The organism is uncultured Streptococcus sp. (assembly GCF_915066115.1).
GTDB lineage: Bacteria > Bacillota > Bacilli > Lactobacillales > Streptococcaceae > Streptococcus.
In genome coordinates, this window is record NZ_CAJZDT010000014.1 from 1 (window position 1) to 24,083 (window position 24,083).

Here is a 24,083-nt window from a genome sequence, read left to right on the forward strand (position 1 = left end):
CGATAATCAAAGGAATTGATTTATTTTTTGATATTAAAATAAAAAAGGAGGGTAAGCAATATTGTGGTCAATCATTGCTGGAGGTCTGATTGGACTTGTAGCAGGTAGAATCACTAAAAAAGGTAGTTCTATGGGAATCGTCGCAAATGTATTCGCTGGTTTAGTCGGGTCATCTGTAGGACAATCCCTCTTAGGTAGTTGGGGCCCATCCATCGCTGGAATGGCTTTGATTCCATCTATTGCAGGAGCAGCAACTGTTGTTACTGTAGTATCATTCTTTACAGGTAGAAAGTAAACTTTTCGCCAGTAAAGTTAGCAAACTATTTTTAAATCAATGACGAGAAAAATAGTTTAAATGTTAAATCGAAAGGATTGTATATGTCAAAAGCAAAGAAAATATGTTTCATTATTTTCTGTATTTTAATCTTGACAATTTTCCTTCCTGTTTTGATAGATTATCATCAAGTTAGTGATCTAGGCATTCAGCTATTTAGCTGGAGACAGAATCATTTCGTTGAATTCTATCTCTCTAGATATATATTCTGGGGGATAGTGGCTCTATCAACTTTAGTTTTGTTATCGATGTTAGTTGTGTTGTTTTATCCTAAACGTTATTTGGAAATTCAACTTGAAACTAAAAATGATACATTAAAATTAAAGAATTCTGCAATCGAAGGTTTTGTTAGAAGTTTGGTAAGTGATCATGAATTGATCAAGAATCCAACTGTTCATGTAAATTTACGAAAAAATAAATGTTTCGTTCATGTAGAAGGTAAAATTCTTCCTTCGGACAACATCGCTGACAGATGCCAACTAATTCAAAATGAAATAACTAATGGATTGAAGCAGTTTTTTGGTATTGAGCGTCAGGTTAAACTAGAAGTTCTAGTAAAAGACTACCAGCCTAAACCAAAACCTCAAAACAAAAAGACTGTTAGTCGTGTGAAGTAAGGAAGTAAAAAATGGAATGGCTTAAACAATATCGATATCCAATTATCGCTGGTCTCATAGGCGTATTTCTCGCTTGTTTGATTGTCTCCTTTGGCTTCTTCAAAACAATATTTGTATTGATTTTAGGAGCACTGGGAGTTGCAGCTGGATTATATATCGAAAAAAACTATATAGATAAATAAAAAAAATAAAAATTACTAATTTAATTAAAGGAGTTTCATATGTCAAACGAAAAAAACACAAACACTAACGTAGAAAAGAAAGATGCTACTGTTGTAGCTCACGAAATCAAAGGGGAACTTACTTACGAAGATAAAGTTATCCAAAAAATCATTGGTCTGTCACTAGAAAACGTTTCAGGTCTTTTGGGAATCGATGGTGGTTTCTTCTCAAATCTTAAAGAAAAAATCGTTAACAGCGATGACGTAACAAGTGGTGTTAACGTAGAAGTTGGTAAAACACAAGTTGCAGTTGACTTAAACGTTATTGTTGAGTACCAAAAAAATGTTCCAGCTTTATATTCAGAAATCAGAGAAATCGTATCTTCAGAAGTTGCTAAAATGACTGACTTGGAAGTTGTTGAAATCAACGTAAACGTTGTCGACATCAAAACTAAAGAACAACATGAAGCAGACTCAGTAAGCCTTCAAGATCGCGTATCTGACGTTGCTGAATCAACAGGAGAATTCGCTTCAGAACAATTCGAAAAAGCTAAATCTGGTCTTGGATCTGGTTTCTCAACTGTTCAAGAAAAAGTTAGCGAAGGTGTAGAAGCTGTTAAAGGTGCAGCAACTGGTGTAGTATCTCACGAAAACACTCGTGTAAACTAAGATAAAATAAATATAACAGGAGAAATTATCATGTCAGTAGAAGAAAAATTGAATCAAGCTAAGGGTTCTATTAAAGAAGGTGTTGGTAAAGCCATCGGTGATGAAAAATTAGAAAAAGAAGGAACAGCTGAAAAAGTTGTTTCTAAAGTAAAAGAAGTTGCTGAAGACGCCAAAGACGCTGTAGAAGGTGCTGTAGAAGGTATCAAAAACATGTTGAGTGGCGACGATAAATAAGGATAAAAGTTACTTTATCTTTTTAGTAACATTAGTCAAAAGAGTCTGAGTCAAGATGATTCTCAGAAAACAAAAAGCTAGAGATTTCCAATTGCGGAACTCTAGCTTTTTAATTTCGCCTCTTTCTCTTATTATATTTCAGCAGGTTGTTGATCGTGAGTACGAATCCCATGTCAATTCTCACTTGACGCTTACCTCTCAGATAACATCTCTTATAACCCAGACAAACCTTTATCTGCCCAAAGACAGATTTCATATCAATCTTACGTTTAGCGAAAATTTGTCTACCCTTGGAAGATAAAAGTGCTTGATATTCTTTAGTTTTAAAACACTGGTAACGTTCATTCATATCAGTCCCTTTTGAGGGGCTGATTCAGGTTCATCATCGCAGTCAACATTGATTTCAAAGCTGTTTGCTTCTATCTCCCCTTTTTCATGATGTATTTTCGTACAGGTGCTTCAACTATTTGAACAATTTCAAATCCTTCTTTTTGATAAAGGTGCTGGGCTGCTTGATTTGCTTCGAAGACATTTAAAGAAATACTATCTATGTCTCCATTTTTAAACATCAATTGAATAAAATCCTTAAATACCTGGCTACCTAAGCCCTGCCCCTGTTTTTGGGGGTTGATAAAAAATCTCCCGATATGTAGATTCCTGTCTTCTAGCCTGATTTTCTGGACAAGCCCGACAAACTCTTGTCCAGCAAAGATTGAAAAGATTCCTTCCAAATCTTGCAAGACTTGAATTGTCAAGGGAAAAGGAATCATTGTTCCCATCCATTGTTCTTGAAAGGATTTGCCTAGGGAGTTGGACCATTGGCATACGAGCTGAGCATTTTCTGTGCTCACATTTTCTTCAAAACGAATTATCATCTTTGCCTCACCATCTTATCTATGTTTCTCCATTATACTACTTCTCCTATTTTTTACGAATAGATAAGTATGATTGATATTTATTTTTTTCTTGTCGGGAGTATTCTCGCTTCCTTTCTTGGTTTGGTCATTGACCGTTTTCCAGAGCAATCCATTATCCAACCTGCTAGTCACTGCGATTCCTGTCAGACTCGCTTGCGCCCCTTAGATTTGATTCCGATTCTCTCGCAGGTGCTCAATCGCTTTCGCTGTCGCTACTGCAAGGCTACATATCCTGTCTGGTATGCCCTCTTTGAACTAGGCTTAGGGCTCCTCTTTCTATCTTGGTATTGGGGCTTTCTTTCCTTGGGACAAGTCATCCTAATCACTGCTGGTTTGACCTTGGGCATCTACGACTTTCACCATCAGGAATATCCCTTACTGGTCTGGATGACTTTCCACCTAATCCTCATGGTTTCCTCTGGCTGGGATCTGGTCATGATTTTCTTCCTTATCCTTGGAATGTTAGCTCATTTTATCGATATTCGCATGGGCGCAGGGGATTTTCTCTTTTTAGCTTCTTGCGCTCTCGTCTTTAGCGCAACAGAATTACTCATCTTGATTCAGTTTGCTTCTGCGACGGGCATCCTAGCCTTTCTCCTGCAAAAGAAAAAGGAAAGACTTCCTTTTGTGCCTTTCCTCTTACTCGCTGCTTGTGTGATTATTTTTGGTAAGCTACTGCTTGTTTGATAAAGTCCTGAATCGGCTCTCCTTCATGGAGAGCTTTTACGATTTTCGAACCAACGATAACACCATCTGACACCGCATTGAAGCGTTCTACATCGGCTTGACTAGATACACCAAAACCTGTTAAAACTGGGATGTCGGTCACTTGATGCAATTGTGCCAAGTGCTTGTCCAAGTCTGCACGGTAATTGCCTGATTTCCCTGTCACTCCATTGATAGCAACGGCGTAAACAAAGCCTTCTGCCCCTTTAATCAACTCTTTCTGACGCTCAATCCCTGTGGTCAAGCTTACTAAAGGAATCAAAGCAATGTCTGTGTCTACCAAAAAAGGCTCTACAAAGTTGGCATGCTCATGAGGCAGGTCTGGAATAATCAAGCCCTTAACCGCTGTATCAGCCAAATTTTTGACAAAGTTCTCCACACCGTACTGAAAGAGGGGGTTGAAGTAGGTCATAATGACCAGTGGAATCTCTGTTTCAATGGTTTTCAAGGTTTCAACCAAAGCCTGGGTAGAGGTCCCATGGGCTAAACTGCGCAAGCCAGCTTCTTCGATAACAGGTCCATCTGCAACAGGGTCTGAAAAGGGAATGCCCACTTCAATGGCAGAGACACCCAAATCTTCTAAAAAGTGAATTGTTTCAGCAAGACCATCCAAACCTTTCTCGTGGTCTCCAGCCATGATATAGGGAACAAAAATTCCTGTTCCAGCTACTTTAATAGCATTCAATTTTTCTGTTAATGTCTTAGGCATGAGCTTCTCCCTTCTTTGCTGCGTCTGCTTCCAAGCGGTCTTTGACTTGAACCACATCCTTGTCCCCACGACCTGATAGACAGACAATCATGGACTTGTCTGGTCCAAGTTCTTTGGCTAATTTCACCGCAAAGGCAATAGCGTGACTAGATTCCAAGGCTGGGATAATCCCTTCCACACGAGACAGGAGTTGGAATCCTTCCAAGGCTTCCTCGTCTGTCACAGGAACATAGCTGGCACGTTTGATATCGTGGTAGTGAGAATGTTCTGGACCGATACCAGGATAGTCCAAACCTGCTGAGATAGAGAAAGCTTCAAGAATTTGACCATGGGCATCTTGGAGCACATCCATAAGAGAACCATGGAGGACACCTGGGCGGCCCTTGGTCAAGGTAGCTGCATGGTGCTCTGTATCTACACCAAGTCCTGCTGCTTCAGCTCCATACATGGCTACAGACTCATCTTCCACAAATGGATGGAATAGACCAATGGCATTTGAACCACCACCAACACAGGCTACTAGGGCATCTGGCAAATCTTGACCTGTCAAATCGCGGTACTGTTGTTTAGCCTCTCGACCAATGACACTTTGGAAGTCACGAACAATTTCTGGGAATGGATGAGGCCCCAAGGCAGAACCTAGGATATAGTGAGTATCATCGATATTTGCTACCCATGAACGAAGGGCTGCATTGACCGCATCCTTGAGCACGCGCGAACCATCTGTCACTGACTCAACCTTTGCTCCCAAAAGCTCCATACGGAAAACATTGAGTGCTTGGCGTTTCACATCTTCCTCACCCATATAGATGGTACATTCCATATTAAAGAGGGCTGCAGCAGTTGCAGTTGCCACACCGTGCTGACCAGCACCTGTTTCTGCGATAATTTTCTTTTTACCCATGCGTTTAGCAAGCAAAACTTGTCCCAAGGCATTGTTAATCTTGTGGGCCCCTGTATGGTTAAGGTCTTCCCGTTTGAGATAAATCTTGGCTCCGCCGATATGCTGAGTCAAATTTTTTGCGTAGTAAAGGGGAGTTTCACGCCCCACGTACTGACGCAAGAGTTGGTTTAATTCCTCTTGGAAACTTGGATCTGCCTGACTTTCACGGTAGGCCTTTTCCAACTCCAAAACTGCTGTCATCAATGTTTCTGGGACGAAACGTCCTCCGAATTTTCCGTAAAATCCATCTTTATTTGGTTCCTGATATGCCATTCTTTACCCTCTCTATAAATCTTCTAATCTTTTCATGATCTTTTTGTCCATCTGTCTCCACTCCACTTGATACATCTACTGCATAGGGAGTAAAGTGTTGAATTGCTTGTACTACATTGTCTTCATTAAGCCCACCTGCGATAAAGAAGGGCTGTGCTAGTCCCATCGTATCCAGTTGACCCCAGTCAAAAGTCTGGCCACTCCCAGCCACAGGAGCATCAAAGAGTAGATAGTCTGCCTGAGAATTGGGCACATGACCCTCTCCATCCACCTGCACAGCCTGAATACTGGCACAAGGCAAATTCTCAAATAAATCATCTGCCACCTGACCGTGAACTTGAACCAAGTCCAAGCCAACCTTGTCAATCGCTTCTAGCAGTTCTGCCCGACTCGGTGAAACAAATACACCAGCCTTTTTGACATCTGCAGGAATAAGCTTTGCCAACTCAGCAGCCTGATCCAAAGTCACCTGTCTTTTACTAGGTGCGAAGACAAAACCGATGTAGTCGGCTCCTGCTGAAACAGCTGTCTCCACCGCTTCTTTGGTTGATAATCCGCAAATTTTAACCTTTGTCAATCTGCAACTCCTTGATTCTCTGGGCCACATCTTCTGCCTGCATAAGAGCTGTCCCTACTAAAACTCCGTTAAAGAATGGCGCTACTCGTTCCGCATCCTGTCCTGTGAAAATAGCAGATTCAGAAATGTACAAGCAATCATCTTTGAAATGTTTAGCCAAGTCTACACTGGTCTGCAAGTCAACTTCAAAGGTTGTCAAGTTGCGGTTGTTGACCCCGATAATCTCAGCACCAAGTCTATGAGCCACCTCTAGTTCAGCAAGATTATGCGTTTCCACCAAGACTTCCAGACCAAGATCTGTCGCATAGTCATAAAGTTCCTTGAGACGTTCTTCTGACAAGGCGGCCACAATGAGTAGGATGACCGTTGCACCTGCATTACGAGCGCGGATGATTTGCTTTTCATCGATAATAAAGTCCTTGTTAAGCGTCGGAATCTGTACCTGACTGGAAATCTCCCGTAGATAATCCAAATATCCTTTAAAGAAAACTTCATCTGTCAGAACAGAAATCATCACTGCTCCGTTCACTTCATAAGTCTGGGCCTGTTGCACAATATCCACATCGAGATTGATATCTCCCAAACTAGGGCTAGCTTTCTTGACCTCAGCGATTACCTGCAAGCGGTCCTGATGATTCTTCAAAAATTCTGCCAAGCGATAGGTCTGGCGCAGGGGCTGGATTTCCTCCAGCTTCATTTGCTCGACTTCATGCGCCTTCTGCTCCAAAATTCGTGCTAAAAATTCCTGACTCATTTTTGGTACTCCTGTAACAGTCTGAGTTTTTCAAGGGCCTTGCCACTAGCAATCACTTGACGAGCTAAGGCAACTCCATCCTTGATATTATCTACCTTACCATTAGCATAGAAACCAAGACCAGCATTTAAAACTGTCGTTTCCAAGAATGGACTTGGTTCATTTTTAAGAACGCTGAGCAAAATTTCTGCATTTTCCTGAGCATTGCCTCCACGAATGTCTTCGATAGCGTAGCCTTCCATTCCTAAATCCTCTGGAGTAAAGCTTGACAAGGTGATTTCGCCATTTTCAAGAAGAGCAATCGTGGTTGTTCCATTCAAACCAGCTTCATCCAAACCTTCTGGTCCAGCAACCACGATGGCACGTTTGCGACCCATATTTTTCAAAACCTGAGCTGTACTTTCTAGAAGTTCTGGACGACTAATTCCAAGAAGCTGTGTTTCCAAAGCCATTGGATGAATCAGGGGACCAGTCAAGTTCATAATCGTTGGAATTCCCAATTCCAAACGAGCTGGCATGATGTATTTCATAGCTGGATGCATATTTTTAGCGAAGAGAAAGACGATTCCAGTTTTATCAAAGACCTTACCTAGTTCAGCTGGTTTGAGGTCTAGGTTGATGCCCAAGGCTTCTAGGACATCTGCAGAACCAGATTTGGAAGAAATCGAGCGGTTACCGTGTTTTGCCATATGAACACCGCCACCAGCCAAGACAAAAGCTGCAGTTGTGGAGATGTTAAAGCTGAAAGACTTGTCCCCACCTGTACCACAGTTGTCCATGGCATCATGAATCTCAGTTGGAATATGTTGAGCATGTCCTCTCATGACTTGGGCAATGGCTGTGCGTTCTTCAGGTGTTTCCCCCTTCATCTTAAGAGCTAAAAGAAGAGAAGCAATCTGCGCCTCAGTAACACGCCCAGTTACGATACGCTCAATGACATCCGTCATTTCCACACCTGATAAATTTTCAAATTTTGCTAGTTTTTCAATAATCTCTTTCATCCTAGTTTCCTCATTTTACAACCTTCTCGATAAAATTCCGAATAGAAGACAAGCCATCTGGCGTTCCAATGCTCTCTGGATGGTACTGGAAGCCATAAATTGGAAGGGTTTTGTGTTGAATTCCCATAATTGCCTGGTCATCAGTCGAACGAGCTGTCACTTCAAACTCTTCTGGCATTTCTTCAATCAAAATACTGTGGTAACGCATGACCGCCCGGCCATCCTCGATTCCTTGATACAAAACAGATGGCGCTTCAAAGCTGATATTGCTCTGTTTCCCATGCATGACTTTTGGAGCCAAGCCTAACTTACCACCAAAGACTTCTGCAATGGCTTGGTGGCCCAAACAAATCCCAAGAATCGGCTTCTTGCCTGCAAAGTCACGAATCATGTCTTCCATCTTACCAGCATCAACTGGCCAACCAGGACCCGGAGAAAAGACCAGACCATCTGCTTTTTCAGCTTCTTCATATAGCTTAGGATCATCATTTCTCAAGACTTGCACTTCTGCAAAATTCCCAATGTATTGCGCCAAGTTATAGGTAAAAGAATCATAGTTGTCAATCAATAAAATCATGGTCTTAGTTCTCCAATTCTAGTCATAGATTTAGCCTTGTTAATGGTTTCTTGGTATTCGTTTTGGGCGATAGAGTCGTAGACAATCCCTGCCCCAGCCTGCACGTAGGCTGTTTGATTTTTGAGAATCATAGTTCGGATGGCGATGGCGAAATCCATATCACCCGTCGCAGATAAGTATCCGATTGCTCCTGCGTATACGCCACGTTTTTCCGTTTCCAGTTCATAGATGCGTCTCATAGCCCGAATCTTTGGTGCTCCTGAAACTGTTCCAGCTGGAAGTGTTGATTTCAAAGCATCCATGGCAGTGAGTTCTGGAAGCAAACGCCCCTTGACCACGCTGGTCAAATGCATGACATAGCGGAAGAGCTCCACTTCCATATACTTGGTAACTTGAACACTTGCCGTTTCAGAGATTCGACCGATATCATTGCGCCCCAAGTCTACCAACATCCGATGTTCTGCTGTTTCCTTTTCATCAGAAAGCAGGTCAGTCGCCAAGGCCTTATCCTCTTCATCCGTAGCCCCTCTTGGTCGCGTACCTGCAATCGGATTGGTAGTTACGATACCATTTTTTACAGAAACCAAACTTTCAGGACTGGCACCGATGATTTGATAATCACCAAAATCATAGAAATAAAGGTAATTAGAAGGATTAGTCACGCGGAGATTTCTGTAGAAGTCAAATGGATTTCCAGTAACTTCTGCTGAGAAGCGCTGACTGAGTACACATTGGAACATATCGCCATTACGAATCAAGTCACGAGCTGTTTCCACCATTTCCTCAAACTTCTGAGGAGCGATATGCGGTTTGAAGTCCAGTGGAGATAGATCCAAGTCTTCAAATTCATTTGGAGCAGGAATGCGTAATTCCTCAAGTACTTGGTTCAAGGCTTTTTCCAAGTCTTCTTGACTACGCTCACTATAGAGAGCATCCTCTATGACATGGATTTTTTCCTTCTTGTGGTCAAAGACCATGTAACTCTCATAGACGAAGAAATGCATGTCTGGCGTTCCAATTGTATCTTCAGGAATTTGACCAATTTCTTCATAAAGCGAAATCATATCGTAGCCAACAAATCCAATGGCTCCCCCACCAAAAGGTAGGTCTGAATGGTGCTGGCTCTTATGAGTCACTTCATAAAGGAAATCCAAGGGATCCCGATCAATCACTTGACCATTTTGATAAAGAACTCCATTTTCAAACTTAATCTCAAAAACTGGATTATAGGCTAAGATAGAAAAACGAGCGGTTTCCTTGTCTCTCGGAATACTCTCTAAGATCACCTTGTGTTGCCCCTTTAGGCGCATATAAGCCAAGATTGGTGATAAGACATCTCCATGAATGATTCGTTCCATTGTCATTTCCCTTTCAGTTTCTTATTTTTAATTTTTTGTCTTTTTTCTATTTCCCTTAATTAGTGCGGACGGGAGCAACTTTCTCCGAAATTTCATCCCTAATTTTTGAGCCTTAGGTCTCAAAAATTCCGTTCTAGAGAAGCATCTTTGCTTCTCTAGAATACCACTATGGCGGGAAATAGCGGTTTAATGCTCACTTCGTTCGCAAATATTTTATAGAAATTTATCTAGTGATAAAGCATAATTTAAAACTGATAGCCATATCTACGATAAATATATAAAAATCCCCACGCAAAATAACTTGCGTGAGGACGAAATTCGCGGTGCCACCTCAATTATAGGATTTCTCCTATCTCTCATTCCTGTCTCAGATACCTCCTGTAACAGGCTGTGCGATAAAGGGCACTCCCTTGAGAATTATGTTTTCTTCTCTCGTTTCAGATGGACCCAACCTTACAACTTTCTCTGCTTGTTTCCAGCAACCACAAGCTCTCTGTGAGAGAAAGGACTGTAATTTTTCCATCTATTATTTTTTAGCTTCTAGGTAGTCTGCAATCGCAGCTACGTCCTTGTCTCCACGACCGGAGACATTGATGATGATAATATCATCTTTACTTAGTTTCGGTGCACGTTTAACCGCTTCTGCGATAGCGTGCGAACTTTCAATCGCTGGGATAATTCCTTCTGTCTTGCTGAGAAGGAGGAGAGCCTGAACAGCTTCTTCGTCTGTCGCAGCAACATATTCCACGCGACCTGAGTCTTTAAAGTAGGCGTGTTCTGGTCCGACACCTGGATAGTCCAAACCAGCTGAGATAGAGTAAACTGGAGCTAGCTCTCCATCTTCCTTAAAGACTGCATAGGTCTTCATGCCGTCAACAATTCCAATACTTCCTTTTGTCATAGTCGCTGCGTGCTTGTCTGTGTCAAGTCCGTGACCAGCAGCTTCGACCCCAACCAGTTTGACTTCTTCATCAGCCACATACTGTGAAAAAGCACCAATGGCATTTGAACCACCACCGACACAGGCAATAACGTAATCTGGCAAACGTCCTTCTTTTTCCAAGATTTGACGACGAGATTCTTCACTGATGACCTTTTGGAATTCGTGAACAATTGTAGGATAAGGATGTGGGCCTACAGCAGATCCCAAAACGTAGAAGGCTTCAAGGTCATTCATCCATGCTCCAAAGGCTGCATCTACCGCATCCTTGAGGGTACGAGTTCCAGTTTCAACCGCGTGAACAGTTGCTCCCATCATCTCCATGCGGAAGACATTGAGACGTTGACGCTCCACATCCTCTGCCCCCATGTAGACATCACAGGCCATACCAAACTTGGCTGCAGCCGCTGCTGTCGCAACACCATGTTGACCAGCTCCTGTTTCTGCGATCACTCGTTTTTTGCCCATACGTTTAGCAAGAAGAATTTGTCCTAAAACGTTATTAAGCTTGTGAGAACCCAGATGGTTAAGATCTTCGCGCTTGAGATAAATCTTAGCCCCACCTAAGTGATCTGTCAAACTTTCTGCAAAATAAAGCGGTGTTTCGCGACCTGAATAGTCTTTTAAGTAATGGCGAAACTCTGCCAAAAACTCTGGATCATCCTTGTACTTGTCAAATGTCACTTCCAACTCATCCAACAAAGCCTGAATCGGCTCCGGTACAAAACTACCACCAAATTGTCCAAAATAACCTTTAGTTGTCATAAAATTTTTCCTCTTTTTTCAGTATTAATTTCAAGATATGAAAAAGCCCACACACAGAATTAAATTCCATGTGAGGGCGTTGGTAACGCGGTGCCACCTCAATTATAAAGGGACTATTCCCCTTTACATCTCTGCCTTGTCTAACAACAAGTTGCACTGTAAGGTGTGCGCACCGAATTTTCATTGTTTCAAATTCATTTTTAAAATCAGCCCACTTTCACTACTTCCAACCACCTGTTCACAATCACCACAGGCTCCCTGAAGATCAAAAATAGTTACTTTTCTGATTTGTTGAACTTATTTTAATACTTTGTTTTTTCTTTGTCAAGACTTTTTTACGATTTTTTTGATGAAGTTAGCACTTTTTCAGAAACTGTTTTGAAAGTCTCAATGATATAGTCCACTTCTTCATCGCTTAATTTAGTGTGAAGAGGGAGCGTAATTTCATTTTCAAAGAAGGCATAAGCCTTAGGATAATTCGCCATATCAAAGCCAAGATTCTTATAGGCTGTCAAGAGCGGAAGCGGTTTGTAGTGGACATTACTTGCAATTCCTGCTTTGGCCAATTCTTGGATGATAAGATTGCGTTCTTCTAAGCTCGCTCCTTCTACATGGGTGATGTAAAGGTGGCGTGAAGATTCGACAGTTTCAGTCTTGTGTGCCAAAGGATGGATGCGAGAACCTGCAAAACCACGATCATAGCGGTCCACGATGTCCTTACGACGTTCTAGCAAACCAGGGTAACGGTCCAATTGTACCAAACCAAGAGAAGCCATGATATCGGTCATATTGCACTTGTAGGCTGGTGTGACGATATCGTATTCCCATGAGCCCAGTTGCATCTTGGCAAGAGCATCCTTAGTTTGCCCGTGAAGGGAAAGAATTTGGAATTCCTTGTACATCTCTTCGTCATCAATCGCTGGATTGGCCTTCCAAGTCGCACTTCCTCCCTCAGCAGTTGTAAAGTTCTTAACGGCATGGAATGAGAAGGAAGTAAAGTCAGCGATAGAACCAGCAGGTTGCCCTTTATAAGTTGATCCCAAAGCATGGGCACTATCAGAAACAAGCACAATACGGTTAAAGGCCTTTTGCCACTTGCTTGAAGCAGCAAAAAGGTCGCGTTTCTTCTCCACAACTTGGAACAAACGGTCATAATCGCAAACAATCCCTGCAAGTTCTACTGGGATAATCACTTTAGTCTTTTCAGTGATAGCTTGCTCAAGCAAGTCATAGTCCATTTCAAAAGTATCTGCTTGGATATCCACCATGACAGGAGTCGCCCCTACGTGAGTGATAACACTACATGAAGCTGTATAGGTCATGGCTGGAACGATGACTTCATCACCAGGTCCAACTTCCAAGACGCGCAAAATCAACTCAAGAGCGGCTGTCGCAGAGTTGAGGCAGACAGTCTTAGGTGTCTGTGTGTATTGAGACAAGCGACGCTCCAGTTCTTTTGTCTTAGGACCTGTTGTGATCCAACCAGAACGCAGGGTATCCGCTACTTCAGCAATTTCTGCTTCCGTAATATCGGGTGGTGAAAATGGAATATTGTAATTTGGCATTGATTTGCTCCTTTTATCTGTACTCATTTTCTTATGACTACTTTATTTTAGCACTTCAAACACGGTTTGAAACATGATTTTGATGTCTCCAAGGAAACTAAACTCTCGGAGATAGGCGAGGTTATAGCGCATCTTTTCAGGAAGGACGTGTTCGACATAGGCCTGGTCAACTGACAAACCTTTCTCCGTCATTTGACTGATGATGGTGTCCTCATCCTTGTAGTTGATGCTGGCTGGAGAGGTAATCCCTGCTGGTAAAAGCAAAGTCGCCATCATTTCAGGGCTATACTGCTCTGTGTAGCGTGGCACTTCAGGTCGTGTACCGACAAAGGACATCTCACCTTTAAGGACATTGACCAACTGAGGCAGTTCGTCCAAACGGACACGGCGGATGAAATTGCCAACCTTGGTAATGCGACTATCGTTAGCAGAAGTCACCAGACTTCCTTTTTTATCCGCATCCGTCACCATGGTACGGAACTTCCAAATCTTGAAAGGTAGATTGTACTGGGTCACGCGCTCTTGCTTATAAATCACTGGCCCCTTGCTATCCAACTTAATCCAAATGCTCAAGATGAGAAAGATGGGAGAGGTTAGAATCAGTAAGACAAAGGCTAGAACCCAGTCCAAACAACGCTTGAAAATCAGCGAACCCTTCCTTTTAGAGACAAGCTGGTAGTAAGACTCAACCTCGCTTGATTGCATTTCCACGGGCAAGTCTTCCCATTTCAGCATGCTGTTTCTCCTTTGTTTTTATTATACTATTTGTCAACATTTTTCATTATACCACAAAATGGAAAAGGCGGGGAAAGAAATCTGTAATTTGAAGGATTTCCTTCTTATGCTCAATGAAAATCAAAGTACAGCTTTTAGGTTGCAGATAAAGCTGCCCTGGTTTTAAGAGATTTTCAAAGAATATTAAGACATGGCCCCTGCCTGCAAGCTATACATCTTGTGATAGGTTCCTCCCAGAGCCAAGAGTTCCTCATGGGTTCCACTCTCGATAATGCGCCCCTTATCCAAAACATAAATACAGTTGGCGTCTTGGATGGTAGAAAGACGATGGGCGATGGCAATGGTTGTCCGCCCCTGTCTCATCTTAGCTAGTGAAGCTTGAACCAAACTTTCTGTTTCAGAGTCAATATTGGCTGTCGCTTCATCCAAAATCAGGATTTTAGGCTGACTGGCGACTGTTCTGGCAAAGGCAAGAAGCTGGCGCTGACCAGTAGAAAAGCTCGAACCACGCTCTGAAACAGGGGAATCATAACCCTGAGGAAGTTCTTGAATAAAGGAATCTGCATCCACGAAGGCTGCAGCAGCCTGGACCTGCTCATCACTAATGTCTTGGTACATGGCGATATTGGACTTAATGGTTCCATGATAGAGGAAGGGTTCCTGCAAGACCAGACCGATGTTTTTTCTCAGCTCTTCCTGACTGTAGTCCCTAATATCCACATCGTCCAAGAGAACTCGCCCTGATTGAAATTCATAAAAGCGCATGAGGACATTAATAATCGAAGATTTCCCTGAACCTGTATGGCCTACAAATGCAATGGTTTCACCCTTATTAACGGAGAAGGAAATGTCATCCAGAATCGAATGTTTGCCATCATAAGAGAAACATACATGTTCAAAACGGATATTGCCTTCTTTGATCTCGGTCTGTCCATTTTCTTGAAGAGGCTCATAGGTCCTCTCGTCTATTAGGGCAAAGACACGACCTGCAGAAACCATAGAAGTTTGCAGGGTTGAAAAGTTTTGCGTCACCTCAATCAGGGGATCAAAGAGGCGGTTGATGTACTGAATAAAGGCATACATGGTTCCTGCCGTTATTCCCAGATAAAGTCCACGATAGCCAAAGTAAGCCATCAAAACGGCGTAGCCTATGAGTTTCAGTAAACTCATGGCAGGGCGCAAAAAGAGAGCATCCAAGGCTACAGAACGGTTGGCATAGACCAAGTGTTCTTGGTTGATTTCATCAAATTCTGCCTGCAGGCGCTTCTCTTGATTAAAGGCCTGGATAATCCTGATCCCCTCGATATTCTCTGCCAGCTTACTATTGATATCTGACAAGAGACTTCTGGTTTTCTCGATGATTTTGACTGACTTTTTCCGATAGAGATTGACCAAAAGGAAAATCAAGGGGAGAAAGAGCAATACTAATGCTGTCAAACGGAAATCCAATACCAACATGGTATAAAGAGTTGTCAGAAAGATGAAAACTGCTGAGATAAAGCTAGATAAAATCCCTGAAAACATATCGCTGATGGTCTCAGTATCATTGGTCAAACGAGAGACGATGGAGCCTGCTGGCGTCTTGTCAAAATAAGACATACCCAACTTTTCCATATTGGCAAAGGCATCGCGACGAATATCCCTAACAATACTGTAAGACACGCGCGCAAAGAGAAGATTGCCAACATACTGAACTACAGTTTGTAGGATGTAGAGACCATAGTAGACCAGCAAAACGGTCACAGCGAGTTGATTGAGATTGCTGAGATACTGGTCGATAAAGTGGGAAGCCACAAGGGGAATGACGCTTTTAATGATCGTAGTCGCTAGGAGAAAACTGAGGGCCAAAAAGGTCAGGAGTCCATAAGGCTTGAGATAAGATATCAAGCGCTTCAATACAGTCCATTGTTCGTTCTTATTCTGCATCTTCTTCTCCTTTCATTTCCAACTGCTGAGACTGGTAGGTTTGGGCATACCAGCCATCCAAAGCTAGCAAGTCTTCGTGCCTGCCTCGTTCGATGATTTGACCATTTTGCAGGACTAAAATCAAATCTGCATGGACAACTGCACTGAGGCGATGAGCCGTAATAATGGTTGTCTTGTCCTTACGTTTTTCCTTGAGGTTGTCGATAATGGCATACTCTGTCTTGGCATCCACGGCCGACAAAGAATCATCCAAAATCAAGATATCAGGGTCTAAAATCATAGCCCGACTCATAGCTAGCCGTTGCTTTTGACCTCCAGAAAGACTGACTCCCTTTTCGCCAATCAACGTATCAAATCCCTGAGGCATGGCTACAATGTCTTGGTAAACTTGGGCTAGCTTAGTTGCTTTCTCGACCGCTGAAAGTGGTAAATCAGGATTCCCAAAGCGTATATTGTCTAAGATTGAAGTCGCAAAGAGGAACTGGTCCTGAGGAACATAGCCCATAAGACTACGAAGGTCTGTCAGACGGTAATCCCTAATATCGTGACCATTCAGATAAATGGCTCCCTCATCCACATCGTATTCACGCAAGAGAAGCTTGATCAAGGACGTTTTTCCAGAGCCTGTCTGACCAACCAAGCCCAGAGTTTGCCCTTTTTCTAAACTAAAGTGAACATCCGTCAGTGTTTCCTCATTTTCAAAGGCAAAGCTATCAATGGCATATTGCAAGCACCCATTTTCGATACCGTCCAGAGGAAATTCAGGATCTTTTACAGGTGATTCCTGAGATAAAAGTTCCTCAATCCGCTGGTAAGAAACCTTGCCTCGCTGAGTAATATTAAAGAGGAAACCAATAGCCATAAGAGGCCAAACTAGCATATCCAAGTAGCTGATAAAGGTAACTAGATTCCCAACCGTGATTTGCCCTTTCTGAACCATCAAGGAACCGACCAAGAGGGTTAAAACATAGGAGGAACCAACAAATAAGAGAACCATGGGGTCAAAGAGACTATCGTATTTCATGGTTTGCAGGTTCTTTTGGAAGGTCAATTCATTGACCGCTTGAAATGACTTCAACTCATCAGCCTGATAACTGAAAGACTTGGTCACTTTGATACCTGATACAGACTCCTGCACCTTGTTATTGAGTTCAGAAAAAGCTGACTGTGACTCGCCAAAGGCTTTGTGGGTCTTTCTCCCTAGACGACTGGTCGCATAAGCCATTAAAGGTAGGGGCAAAATGGCAACTAGAGTCATCTGCCAGGAAATGCTAAAGAGCATGGTCAGCAAAGTCACCAAAGCCGTGATAGAGGCATCCACCGCAGACATAACACCTCCACCGGCGAGACGAGTCAAGGCATTGATATCGTTGGTTGCGTGTGCCATCAGATCCCCCGTCCGATAGGTCTGATAAAAGGCTGGAGACATTTTTGTGAAATGCTCAAACAAACGAGACCGCATAATCTGCCCCAAACGGTAGGAAGTCCCGAGGATATACATACGCCAAACATAGCGCAGATAGTACATTCCAAAGGCCGCAAGAAGCAAATAAAATAAGTCAAGAAGGAGATCCTGCTGGGTTAATTGTCCCGACGTAATAGCATCAATGACCCGCCCCATAACCATAGGTGGAATGAGATTGAGGACGGAAACCAAGACCAGGGCCACAATTCCGACTAGATAACGGCGTTTTTCTAACTTGAAAAACCACCAAAGTTTTTGAATAATGGACATAAAATCCCTTTCTGATTGCAAATAGAAACCTGAGGCCAAGACCCCAGGTTTTTCTTATTCATAGGTTACGACTGTAACGGCACCCTTGTCATACTCAGCGATAAAGATATTAGCTACATTGTCATGTCCTTGCTTGTTGAGGTTATCAAGCAACCACTCTTCGCTACGACCAATCGATTCCAAAACATCTACTTGGATCACACCGTCAGTCACAACTGGATACTTAGGATTTTCATCTCCCATTTGGACCACGATGAGTTGGCCATTTTGCTCTTGCACAGCTCGTTTAACTTGCTTCATCTGGAAAATTCCTTGGCTACGAAGTTTGAGAGCAACATCTGCCGCAGACAAACCAACTGAACGACAGGCTTCTGGGTCAATCTGCCCATTTTTGATGAGCAGAGTCGGTTTACCATCAATCAAGCGTTTGACAAAACGAACATTGTTATTGAGCCATTTGAGGGTCAAGACCAAAATCGTCCACATCATCAAAATCACTGCATACTGGAGAATACTGATAGAACTATTGTAAATCACCCCACCAATGATACCACCGAGAACATAGTTCTGAATTTGGTCTGTAGCAGAGTTAGGTGCTAGATTCCCCTTTCCTGTCACATTGATAACAAAAACAAGCGAGAAAAGACCCAAGGCCAGTTTGATTAAAATTTCCATATAATTGAGTGTCATTTGTTTACCTCCACCAATTCAATAGCGTCTGTTTGATGCAATTCTAATTTCTCTAAAAGATACTTGTCTGGTTGGCTCCCGTTCATGGCACGATAGAAATTTGAACCTACCTTGATAAGTGCTCCATCAGTGGCAGCTGAAGTATTGACATAAACTTCTGATTTATCCACTCCCAAGTCTTTAGAAATGACCTCTATGAAATGAAGGGAAGTTTGAAATTGATTGTTAGAGGTTTGATTGGTCTGGTATTTTGAAATTGTCACCAAAAGCATGGCTACCAAAGTCAAGGCCAAAATCATGACCAATTCACGAAACTTAGTTCCCTTTTTATCACGATAAGCCTTAAAAGCAAAAAATCCTGTGATAGCTAGGAGCACAATCCCAAAGCCAATCATGATGCCATTTTGCTGACTGATTTGGCTAAGTACATAGTCATATGAGTAAAATTTCATTTATTTTCACTCCCTTTCATAAAATCATTCTTCATTATAAACGAAAGAGGGTGATTTTTCAAACCATACGTTGGGGAAATAGACCTTTTTTTGGTATAATAAAATCTATAATCTGAATGAAAAAGGTAACTTTATGAAACTTATCTCATGGAATATTGATTCCCTCAACGCAGCCCTAACGAGTGACTCAGCTCGTGCCAAATTGTCCCAAGAAGTCCTACAAACCTTGGTCGCTGAAAATGCTGATATTATCGCTATCCAAGAAACCAAGCTTTCTGCTAAGGGCCCTACAAAGAAACATCTGGAAATTTTAGAAGAACTCTTCCCAGGCTACGAAAACACGTGGCGTTCTTCCCAAGAGCCTGCTCGTAAAGGCTATGCTGGAACCATGTTCCTTTATAAGAAAGAACTTACACCTACTGTCACTTTCCCAGAAATCGGTGCCCCTTCTACCATGGACTTGGAAGGCCGCATCATCACCTTGGAATTTGATGAATTTTTCGTAACGCAAGTTTACACTCCAAATGCTGGTGATGGTCTCAAACGCTTGGAAGAACGTCAAGTCTGGGATGTCAAATATGCGGAGTATTTAGCTCAACTAGACAAAGAAAAACCAGTCCTTGCGACCGGCGACTACAACGTAGCCCACAATGAAATCGACCTTGCAAATCCTGCTAGCAACCGCCGTTCACCAGGATTTACCGACGAGGAGCGTGCTGGATTTACCAACCTTTTAGCAACTGGATTTACGGATACCTTCCGCCACATTCATGGCGATGTTCCAGAACGCTACACTTGGTGGGCACAGCGCAGCAAGACTTCTAAAATCAACAATACAGGCTGGAGAATCGACTACTGGCTCACAAGTAACCGCATCGCTGACAAGGTGACCAAGTCTGATATGATTGACTCGGGTGCACGTCAAGACCATACGCCCATTGTCATGGAGATTGAGCTCTAAGGAGAAAGCTAATGGACTATCAAGCTGTCATTCCTGAATTTGTAGTATCTGACCTCGAAAAGTCACGCCACTTCTACTGCGACTTGCTGGGATTTTCTGTCGAATACGAGCGTCCAGAGGAGAAATTTCTCTTCCTCTCGCTTGAAGACTGCCAACTTATGCTAGAAGAAGGCAGCACAGAAGAATTAGCCCAACTAACCTATCCTTTCGGGCACGGTGTCAATATTTCCTTTGGCATTGAAGATGTCCCTCAGCTCCACCAAAAACTGCTGGAAGCTGACTATCCTATCCATCGTCCCCTGACAAAAAGAGAATTTCGAGTAGGAGATAGCTTTATATATCCCCATGAATTTGCAGTCTTGGATCCAGATGGCTATTTTTTAAGATTTAGCGAGTAGAAAAATAGAAACCTACAATACTGTATCGTGTTGTAGGTTTTTGTTCGTTCGTTTTTTTTATCTAAACACTAACAAAATCTTTGATTTCTAAAGTTATTTAGTGTAAAATAAAAACATTGGCACAAGCCTATTTAAAATTAAATATCATTTTACTTGTTTATGTCGTGAATTGGCACGACGTTTCTACAAGGTGCCGGAACACCTAACAATAAGTAAGTCAGAAGTGAGGTATGGTCGTTTTTGCCATGCCTATTTTGGGGACTTACTTAGAGATTAAGTAGGTCTTTTTTGAATATTTTTAATATTTCCCTTAATTAGTGCGGACGGGAGCAACTTCCTTCGGAATTTCATCCCTAATTTTTGAGCCAAAAGTCTCAAAAATCCCGTCATAGACAATAACAAGATTATTGTCTATGATACCACTACAACGGGAAATATTTGATAAGACTCGCTTCGCTCGTAATAGTTTTATCAAATATATAGTACTAGCAAAAGGGATCACTATAGAAACATTTAAACAACAAGTAAATTGGCTTTTAGACTTTAGGAGGTCTTATGAAATTATTAGAAGAGCGCATCCTCAAGGATGGGCATATCTTGGGTGATAACATCCTCAAGGTGGATTCCTTTTTAACCCACCAAGTTGACTATCAATTGATGCGAGAGATTGGAAAGCTCTTTGCGGAAAAATTTGCTTCTACTGGTATTACCAAAGTCGTGACCATTGAAGCGTCAGGCATTGCCCCAGCCGTTTTTACAGCTGAAGCCTTGAATGTACCCATGATTTTCGCAAAGAAAGCTAAAAACATCACCATGAACGAAGGCATCTTGACTGCCGAAGTTTACTCCTTTACCAAGCAGGTGACCAGCACCGTTTCTATCGCTGGAAAATTCCTCTCACCAGAGGACAAGGTCTTGATTATTGACGATTTCCTTGCTAATGGGCAAGCTGCCAAAGGCTTGATTCAAATCATCGAACAGGCCGGTGCAAGAGTCGAAGCGATTGGTATCGTGATTGAAAAATCCTTCCAAGACGGTCGTGATTTGCTTGAAAAAGCAGGTTATCCTGTCTTATCACTCGCTCGTTTGGATCGTTTTGAAAATGGTCAAGTCGTATTTAAGGAGGCAGATCTCTAATGCAAACTCAAGAAAAACACTCGCAAGCAGCCATTCTTGGCTTGCAGCACTTATTAGCCATGTACTCAGGATCTATCCTAGTTCCCATCATGATTGCAACAGCCCTTGGCTATTCAACTGAGCAGTTGACCTACCTGATTTCTACAGATATCTTCATGTGTGGGGTGGCAACCTTCCTCCAACTCCAACTCAACAAATACTTTGGAATTGGACTACCAGTCGTTCTCGGAGTTGCCTTCCAATCAGTCGCTCCTTTGATTATGATTGGTCAAAGCCATGGTAGTGGTGCTATGTTTGGTGCCCTTATCGCATCAGGGATTTACGTGGTTCTTGTTTCAGGCATCTTCTCAAAAGTTGCCAATCTCTTCCCATCTATCGTAACAGGATCTGTTATTACCACGATTGGTTTAACCTTGATTCCTGTCGCTATTGGAAATATGGGAAATAACGTTCCAGAGCCAACTGGTCAGAGTCTCTTACTTGCAGCGATCACTGTTCTGATCATCCTCTTGATTAATATCTTTACCAAAGGATTTATCAAGTCGATCTCCATTTTGATTGGACTGGTTGTTGGAACTGCCATCGCTGCTAGCATGGGCTTGGTGGACTTCTCTCCTGTTGAAGCAGCACCTCTTGTCCATATCCCAACTCCCCTCTACTTTGGGATGCCAACTTTTGAAATCTCATCTATTGTCATGATGTGTATCATTGCAACGGTGTCTATGGTTGAGTCGACTGGTGTTTACCTAGCCTTGTCTGATATCACGAAAGACCCAATCGACAGCACACGCCTGCGTAACGGTTACCGTGCAGAAGGTTTAGCCGTACTTCTCGGAGGAATCTTTAACACCTTCCCTTACACAGGATTTTCACAAAACGTTGGTCTGGTTAAATTATCAGGTATCAAGAAACGTCTGCCAATCTACTACGCAGCTGGTTTCCTAGTTCTCCTTGGACTCCTTCCTAAGTTTGGCGCCCTTGCCCAAATCATTCCGAGTCCTGTCCTCGGTGGTGCCATGCTGGTGATGTTTGGTTTTGTATCTATTCAAGGGATGCAAATCCTCGCCCGTGTTGACTTTGCTAACAATGAACATAACTTCCTCATCGCAGCTGTTTCAATCGCTGCAGGTGTCGGACTCAATAACAGTAATCTCTTCATCAGCATGCCGACAGCCTTCCAAATGTTCTTCTCAAACGGAATCGTCGTAGCCAGCCTACTTGCTATTGTACTCAATGCAGTATTAAATCATAAAAAGAAATAAGAAAAAGAGGTGCTAGCCTCTTTTTTATTTATAACAATTTGATTATAATATCCACACCTCACCCAGCAGTCCAACAAATAACCAACTCTAGCCCCTTAACCCCAGCGATTTCAAGTCGTTGGGGTTTCGTGAAAAAGTGCTTGACTCTTCCCCTATGGAGAGTTATGATGGACACACCAATAAGGCAAAGGAGATTTTATGGAAAAATTCACCAACAGAAATATTCAAAATAATGAACTTGAACAATAGCAATTCTCGCTTCAAGACCGCATTCGAAATATCCACAATTTCGAAAACTAAGACATCATACGAGACCAAGAAATTGCTATAGTAGCCAGCGTGATTGGCAGAATCCCTACTCTGGAATGCCAAAACTCAGACAGCCAAGATTTTCGCGATATTTCGGTCTGGACTCTTCAAGAAATGCTTGAGGTGAGTTACGAGTTAGGCAAACTGTCGCAAGAAACTCCAGCACCCTCCGAGCTTTAAATTGGTGACAAAGCAAAACTAAAACACCCACAATAAGTATACCGACCAATCAATGACTACTTATATTAGAAATTATTTAGACCATCCTAGTGAAGATACTAATTTATCTTCTGATAAAAGTCGTAATTCTCCAACACTAGAAGAAATTAGCCAGTCAATAGAGAATATGATGAAAATCTTAAAAAATAATTTTCAAGTAAAGAAATCAAAATAAGTAGAAATCTATAAACCTTACGAAAACAACTCATGCCATTTAAACATGAGTTGTTTTTTTACTCTCTCACAACGATATTGTATTTAAGCTTTAACATCACTTCGCCATTTTTTATAGGCTTCCTGTGCTGAGGTCGCCATAATAAACTTAAAAATCTCCTCACTTGAAAATATTTTTTCAAATGTTTCCTCGCTAGACTGTGAAAGATTGATAATCAAATCTTCAAATTCTTTAGGAAATAACGAGTTTTTAAACATAGCATAGTCATTACTTTTAGCTATCGAACGTTGGCGTTCACTTGGATTTTGAACGACTTGTTTGACAATCAAGTCCAAAATAACTTGGTCTTCTTCGGTAAATACATCTGGAAATTGTGAGTTGATTTTATTTAAAATTTCTGTCAACGTATCTTTTTCTTCTGGTGGTTTTACAGCAGGATTGATACTTTTTTGCTGGTTATAAATAGGACTTTCCTCTTTAACCAAAAGAATAGATTCCTCATTATCCTTGACAAGTTTATAATAATCCATACGAACTTTATCTGAAATATCAACAACTTCTTGACTATTTGTCGGAAGTAAAGAAATCAAATAGTTGATAAAAATATACTCTGAAAGCAGTTCTTTATCAAATAAACGAACTAGCTGAGAAATGTAATTATACTTTTCTCTAAAACCTCGCAAGAGAGTTCTAAACTCGTATTTCACTGAATCTGCCAGCTGGTCGTATCTTCCAACTATAGATTGAAAACTATTCGCCAATCTCCCCAATAACTTCTCATCTTGTATATCATTTGCAGATTGATAAAGAGCGATAACTCTCTCAACATCATTAGAGTTGTAAAGATGATACTTTCGGATTTTCTCCTTAGCATCGTACAGAAGGTTTGGGTCGATAGATTGATCAAGAGTTGAAGCTTCATAAAAAGGCTGAAATGCCTCTCTAATCTCTTCGGCAGTATTCT

Annotated in this window: 26 protein-coding genes, 1 pseudogene, 1 riboswitch and 1 other annotated feature; of the genes and pseudogenes, 10 read left to right on the forward strand and 17 right to left on the reverse strand. The window is 42.0% G+C overall.

The window, feature by feature from the left end:
- The first annotated feature begins 58 nt into the window (after positions 1-58).
- From QZ565_RS01975 to QZ565_RS01995, 5 genes are all read left to right on the forward strand, one after another.
- Positions 59-295, forward strand: a complete 237-nt coding sequence (locus QZ565_RS01975; protein WP_295524891.1) for a GlsB/YeaQ/YmgE family stress response membrane protein — start codon at positions 59-61, stop codon at positions 293-295.
- Between the two features lie 83 nt (positions 296-378).
- Positions 379-951: an alkaline shock response membrane anchor protein AmaP gene (amaP, locus tag QZ565_RS01980; protein ID WP_295524725.1), complete on the forward strand. Its 573-nt coding sequence runs from the start codon at positions 379-381 to the stop codon at positions 949-951.
- An 11-nt stretch (positions 952-962) separates the two neighbouring features.
- Positions 963-1,133: a DUF2273 domain-containing protein gene (locus QZ565_RS01985; RefSeq protein WP_000455066.1), complete on the forward strand. Its 171-nt coding sequence runs from the start codon at positions 963-965 to the stop codon at positions 1,131-1,133.
- Between the two features lie 39 nt (positions 1,134-1,172).
- A complete protein-coding gene (locus QZ565_RS01990; RefSeq protein ID WP_000064116.1) occupies positions 1,173-1,781 on the forward strand; it encodes an Asp23/Gls24 family envelope stress response protein in 609 nt (202 codons plus the stop codon).
- 30 nt (positions 1,782-1,811) lie between these two features.
- Positions 1,812-2,015, forward strand: a complete 204-nt coding sequence (locus QZ565_RS01995) for a CsbD family protein (RefSeq protein WP_295331202.1) — start codon at positions 1,812-1,814, stop codon at positions 2,013-2,015.
- A 109-nt stretch (positions 2,016-2,124) separates the two neighbouring features.
- On the opposite strand, the gene QZ565_RS02000 is transcribed toward QZ565_RS01995, so the two are convergent.
- Both QZ565_RS02000 and QZ565_RS02005 read right to left on the reverse strand, forming a co-directional pair.
- Positions 2,125-2,364 carry a transposase gene (locus QZ565_RS02000; protein WP_295524828.1) on the reverse strand — a complete coding sequence of 80 codons (240 nt, stop codon included), beginning with the start codon at positions 2,362-2,364 and terminating at the stop codon, positions 2,125-2,127.
- Between the two features lie 70 nt (positions 2,365-2,434).
- Positions 2,435-2,890 carry a GNAT family N-acetyltransferase gene (locus tag QZ565_RS02005; protein ID WP_261072971.1) on the reverse strand — a complete coding sequence of 152 codons (456 nt, stop codon included), beginning with the start codon at positions 2,888-2,890 and terminating at the stop codon, positions 2,435-2,437.
- A gap of 69 nt (positions 2,891-2,959) precedes the next feature.
- On the opposite strand from QZ565_RS02005, the gene QZ565_RS02010 reads away from it, so the two are divergent.
- The gene (locus QZ565_RS02010; RefSeq protein ID WP_125424789.1) at positions 2,960-3,619 is read left to right on the forward strand and encodes an A24 family peptidase; all 660 of its coding nucleotides are present in this window, start codon (positions 2,960-2,962) and stop codon (positions 3,617-3,619) included.
- Here QZ565_RS02010 and trpA read toward each other — a convergent pair.
- The 14 genes from trpA to QZ565_RS02080 all read right to left on the reverse strand — a co-directional run bounded on the left by trpA (position 3,591) and on the right by QZ565_RS02080 (position 18,658).
- A complete protein-coding gene (trpA, locus tag QZ565_RS02015) occupies positions 3,591-4,367 on the reverse strand; it encodes a tryptophan synthase subunit alpha (RefSeq protein WP_295524839.1) in 777 nt (258 codons plus the stop codon). The genes QZ565_RS02010 and trpA overlap by 29 nt on opposite strands.
- A complete protein-coding gene (gene trpB / locus QZ565_RS02020) occupies positions 4,360-5,583 on the reverse strand; it encodes a tryptophan synthase subunit beta (RefSeq protein ID WP_269798238.1) in 1,224 nt (407 codons plus the stop codon). Before trpB (QZ565_RS02020) ends, trpA begins: the two co-directional genes overlap by 8 nt.
- A complete protein-coding gene (locus QZ565_RS02025) occupies positions 5,561-6,160 on the reverse strand; it encodes a phosphoribosylanthranilate isomerase (RefSeq protein WP_295524845.1) in 600 nt (199 codons plus the stop codon). Before QZ565_RS02025 ends, trpB (QZ565_RS02020) begins: the two co-directional genes overlap by 23 nt.
- A complete protein-coding gene (trpC, locus tag QZ565_RS02030) occupies positions 6,147-6,914 on the reverse strand; it encodes an indole-3-glycerol phosphate synthase TrpC (protein ID WP_295524848.1) in 768 nt (255 codons plus the stop codon). Before trpC ends, QZ565_RS02025 begins: the two co-directional genes overlap by 14 nt.
- Positions 6,911-7,915 (reverse strand): anthranilate phosphoribosyltransferase, encoded by a 1,005-nt coding sequence (gene trpD / locus QZ565_RS02035; RefSeq protein WP_125852005.1) that lies wholly within the window; start codon positions 7,913-7,915, stop codon positions 6,911-6,913. The genes trpC and trpD overlap by 4 nt, the downstream gene beginning before the upstream one ends.
- 10 nt (positions 7,916-7,925) lie before the next feature.
- Positions 7,926-8,492 (reverse strand): aminodeoxychorismate/anthranilate synthase component II, encoded by a 567-nt coding sequence (locus tag QZ565_RS02040; RefSeq protein WP_004256039.1) that lies wholly within the window; start codon positions 8,490-8,492, stop codon positions 7,926-7,928.
- Positions 8,489-9,850, reverse strand: coding sequence for an anthranilate synthase component I (gene trpE / locus QZ565_RS02045; RefSeq protein ID WP_070480307.1), 1,362 nt, complete (start codon positions 9,848-9,850; stop codon positions 8,489-8,491). The genes QZ565_RS02040 and trpE overlap by 4 nt, the downstream gene beginning before the upstream one ends.
- Before the next feature lie 304 nt (positions 9,851-10,154).
- Positions 10,155-10,386, reverse strand: a binding site (T-box leader).
- Complete coding sequence (gene trpB / locus QZ565_RS02050; protein WP_000208439.1) at positions 10,377-11,555, reverse strand: tryptophan synthase subunit beta; 1,179 nt, start codon at positions 11,553-11,555, stop codon at positions 10,377-10,379. It overlaps the preceding feature by 10 nt.
- Before the next feature lie 335 nt (positions 11,556-11,890).
- Entirely contained in the window at positions 11,891-13,120 is a 1,230-nt protein-coding gene (locus QZ565_RS02055) for a DegT/DnrJ/EryC1/StrS aminotransferase family protein (RefSeq protein WP_295524861.1), read from the reverse strand.
- A 42-nt stretch (positions 13,121-13,162) separates the two neighbouring features.
- Positions 13,163-13,855: a sugar transferase gene (locus QZ565_RS02060; protein WP_295524864.1), complete on the reverse strand. Its 693-nt coding sequence runs from the start codon at positions 13,853-13,855 to the stop codon at positions 13,163-13,165.
- 183 nt (positions 13,856-14,038) lie between these two features.
- Positions 14,039-15,781: an ABC transporter ATP-binding protein gene (locus QZ565_RS02065; RefSeq protein WP_295524867.1), complete on the reverse strand. Its 1,743-nt coding sequence runs from the start codon at positions 15,779-15,781 to the stop codon at positions 14,039-14,041.
- Positions 15,771-17,516 (reverse strand): ABC transporter ATP-binding protein, encoded by a 1,746-nt coding sequence (locus QZ565_RS02070; protein ID WP_295524870.1) that lies wholly within the window; start codon positions 17,514-17,516, stop codon positions 15,771-15,773. The genes QZ565_RS02065 and QZ565_RS02070 overlap by 11 nt, the downstream gene beginning before the upstream one ends.
- A gap of 54 nt (positions 17,517-17,570) precedes the next feature.
- The gene (locus tag QZ565_RS02075; RefSeq protein WP_000174447.1) at positions 17,571-18,206 is read right to left on the reverse strand and encodes a DUF421 domain-containing protein; all 636 of its coding nucleotides are present in this window, start codon (positions 18,204-18,206) and stop codon (positions 17,571-17,573) included.
- Positions 18,203-18,658 carry a DUF3290 family protein gene (locus QZ565_RS02080; protein ID WP_295524875.1) on the reverse strand — a complete coding sequence of 152 codons (456 nt, stop codon included), beginning with the start codon at positions 18,656-18,658 and terminating at the stop codon, positions 18,203-18,205. The genes QZ565_RS02075 and QZ565_RS02080 overlap by 4 nt, the downstream gene beginning before the upstream one ends.
- A gap of 133 nt (positions 18,659-18,791) precedes the next feature.
- Here QZ565_RS02080 and QZ565_RS02085 point away from each other — a divergent pair, with 133 nt between their 5' ends.
- From QZ565_RS02085 to QZ565_RS02100, 4 genes are all read left to right on the forward strand, one after another.
- On the forward strand, positions 18,792-19,619 hold the full coding sequence (locus QZ565_RS02085; RefSeq protein ID WP_173276489.1) for an exodeoxyribonuclease III: 828 nt from the start codon (positions 18,792-18,794) through the stop codon (positions 19,617-19,619).
- An 11-nt stretch (positions 19,620-19,630) separates the two neighbouring features.
- Positions 19,631-20,017, forward strand: coding sequence for a VOC family protein (locus QZ565_RS02090; RefSeq protein WP_295524879.1), 387 nt, complete (start codon positions 19,631-19,633; stop codon positions 20,015-20,017).
- Positions 20,018-20,150: 133 nt separating this feature from the next.
- A riboswitch (purine riboswitch) is annotated at positions 20,151-20,246 on the forward strand.
- Between the two features lie 326 nt (positions 20,247-20,572).
- Entirely contained in the window at positions 20,573-21,154 is a 582-nt protein-coding gene (locus tag QZ565_RS02095; RefSeq protein WP_295524884.1) for a xanthine phosphoribosyltransferase, read from the forward strand.
- Positions 21,154-22,416, forward strand: a complete 1,263-nt coding sequence (locus tag QZ565_RS02100; protein ID WP_295524888.1) for a nucleobase:cation symporter-2 family protein — start codon at positions 21,154-21,156, stop codon at positions 22,414-22,416. Before QZ565_RS02095 ends, QZ565_RS02100 begins: the two co-directional genes overlap by 1 nt.
- Positions 22,417-23,202: 786 nt before the next feature.
- Here the strand turns inward: QZ565_RS02100 and QZ565_RS02105 are convergent.
- Positions 23,203-24,083, reverse strand: a pseudogene (locus tag QZ565_RS02105) (type I restriction endonuclease subunit R); the annotation flags it as partial.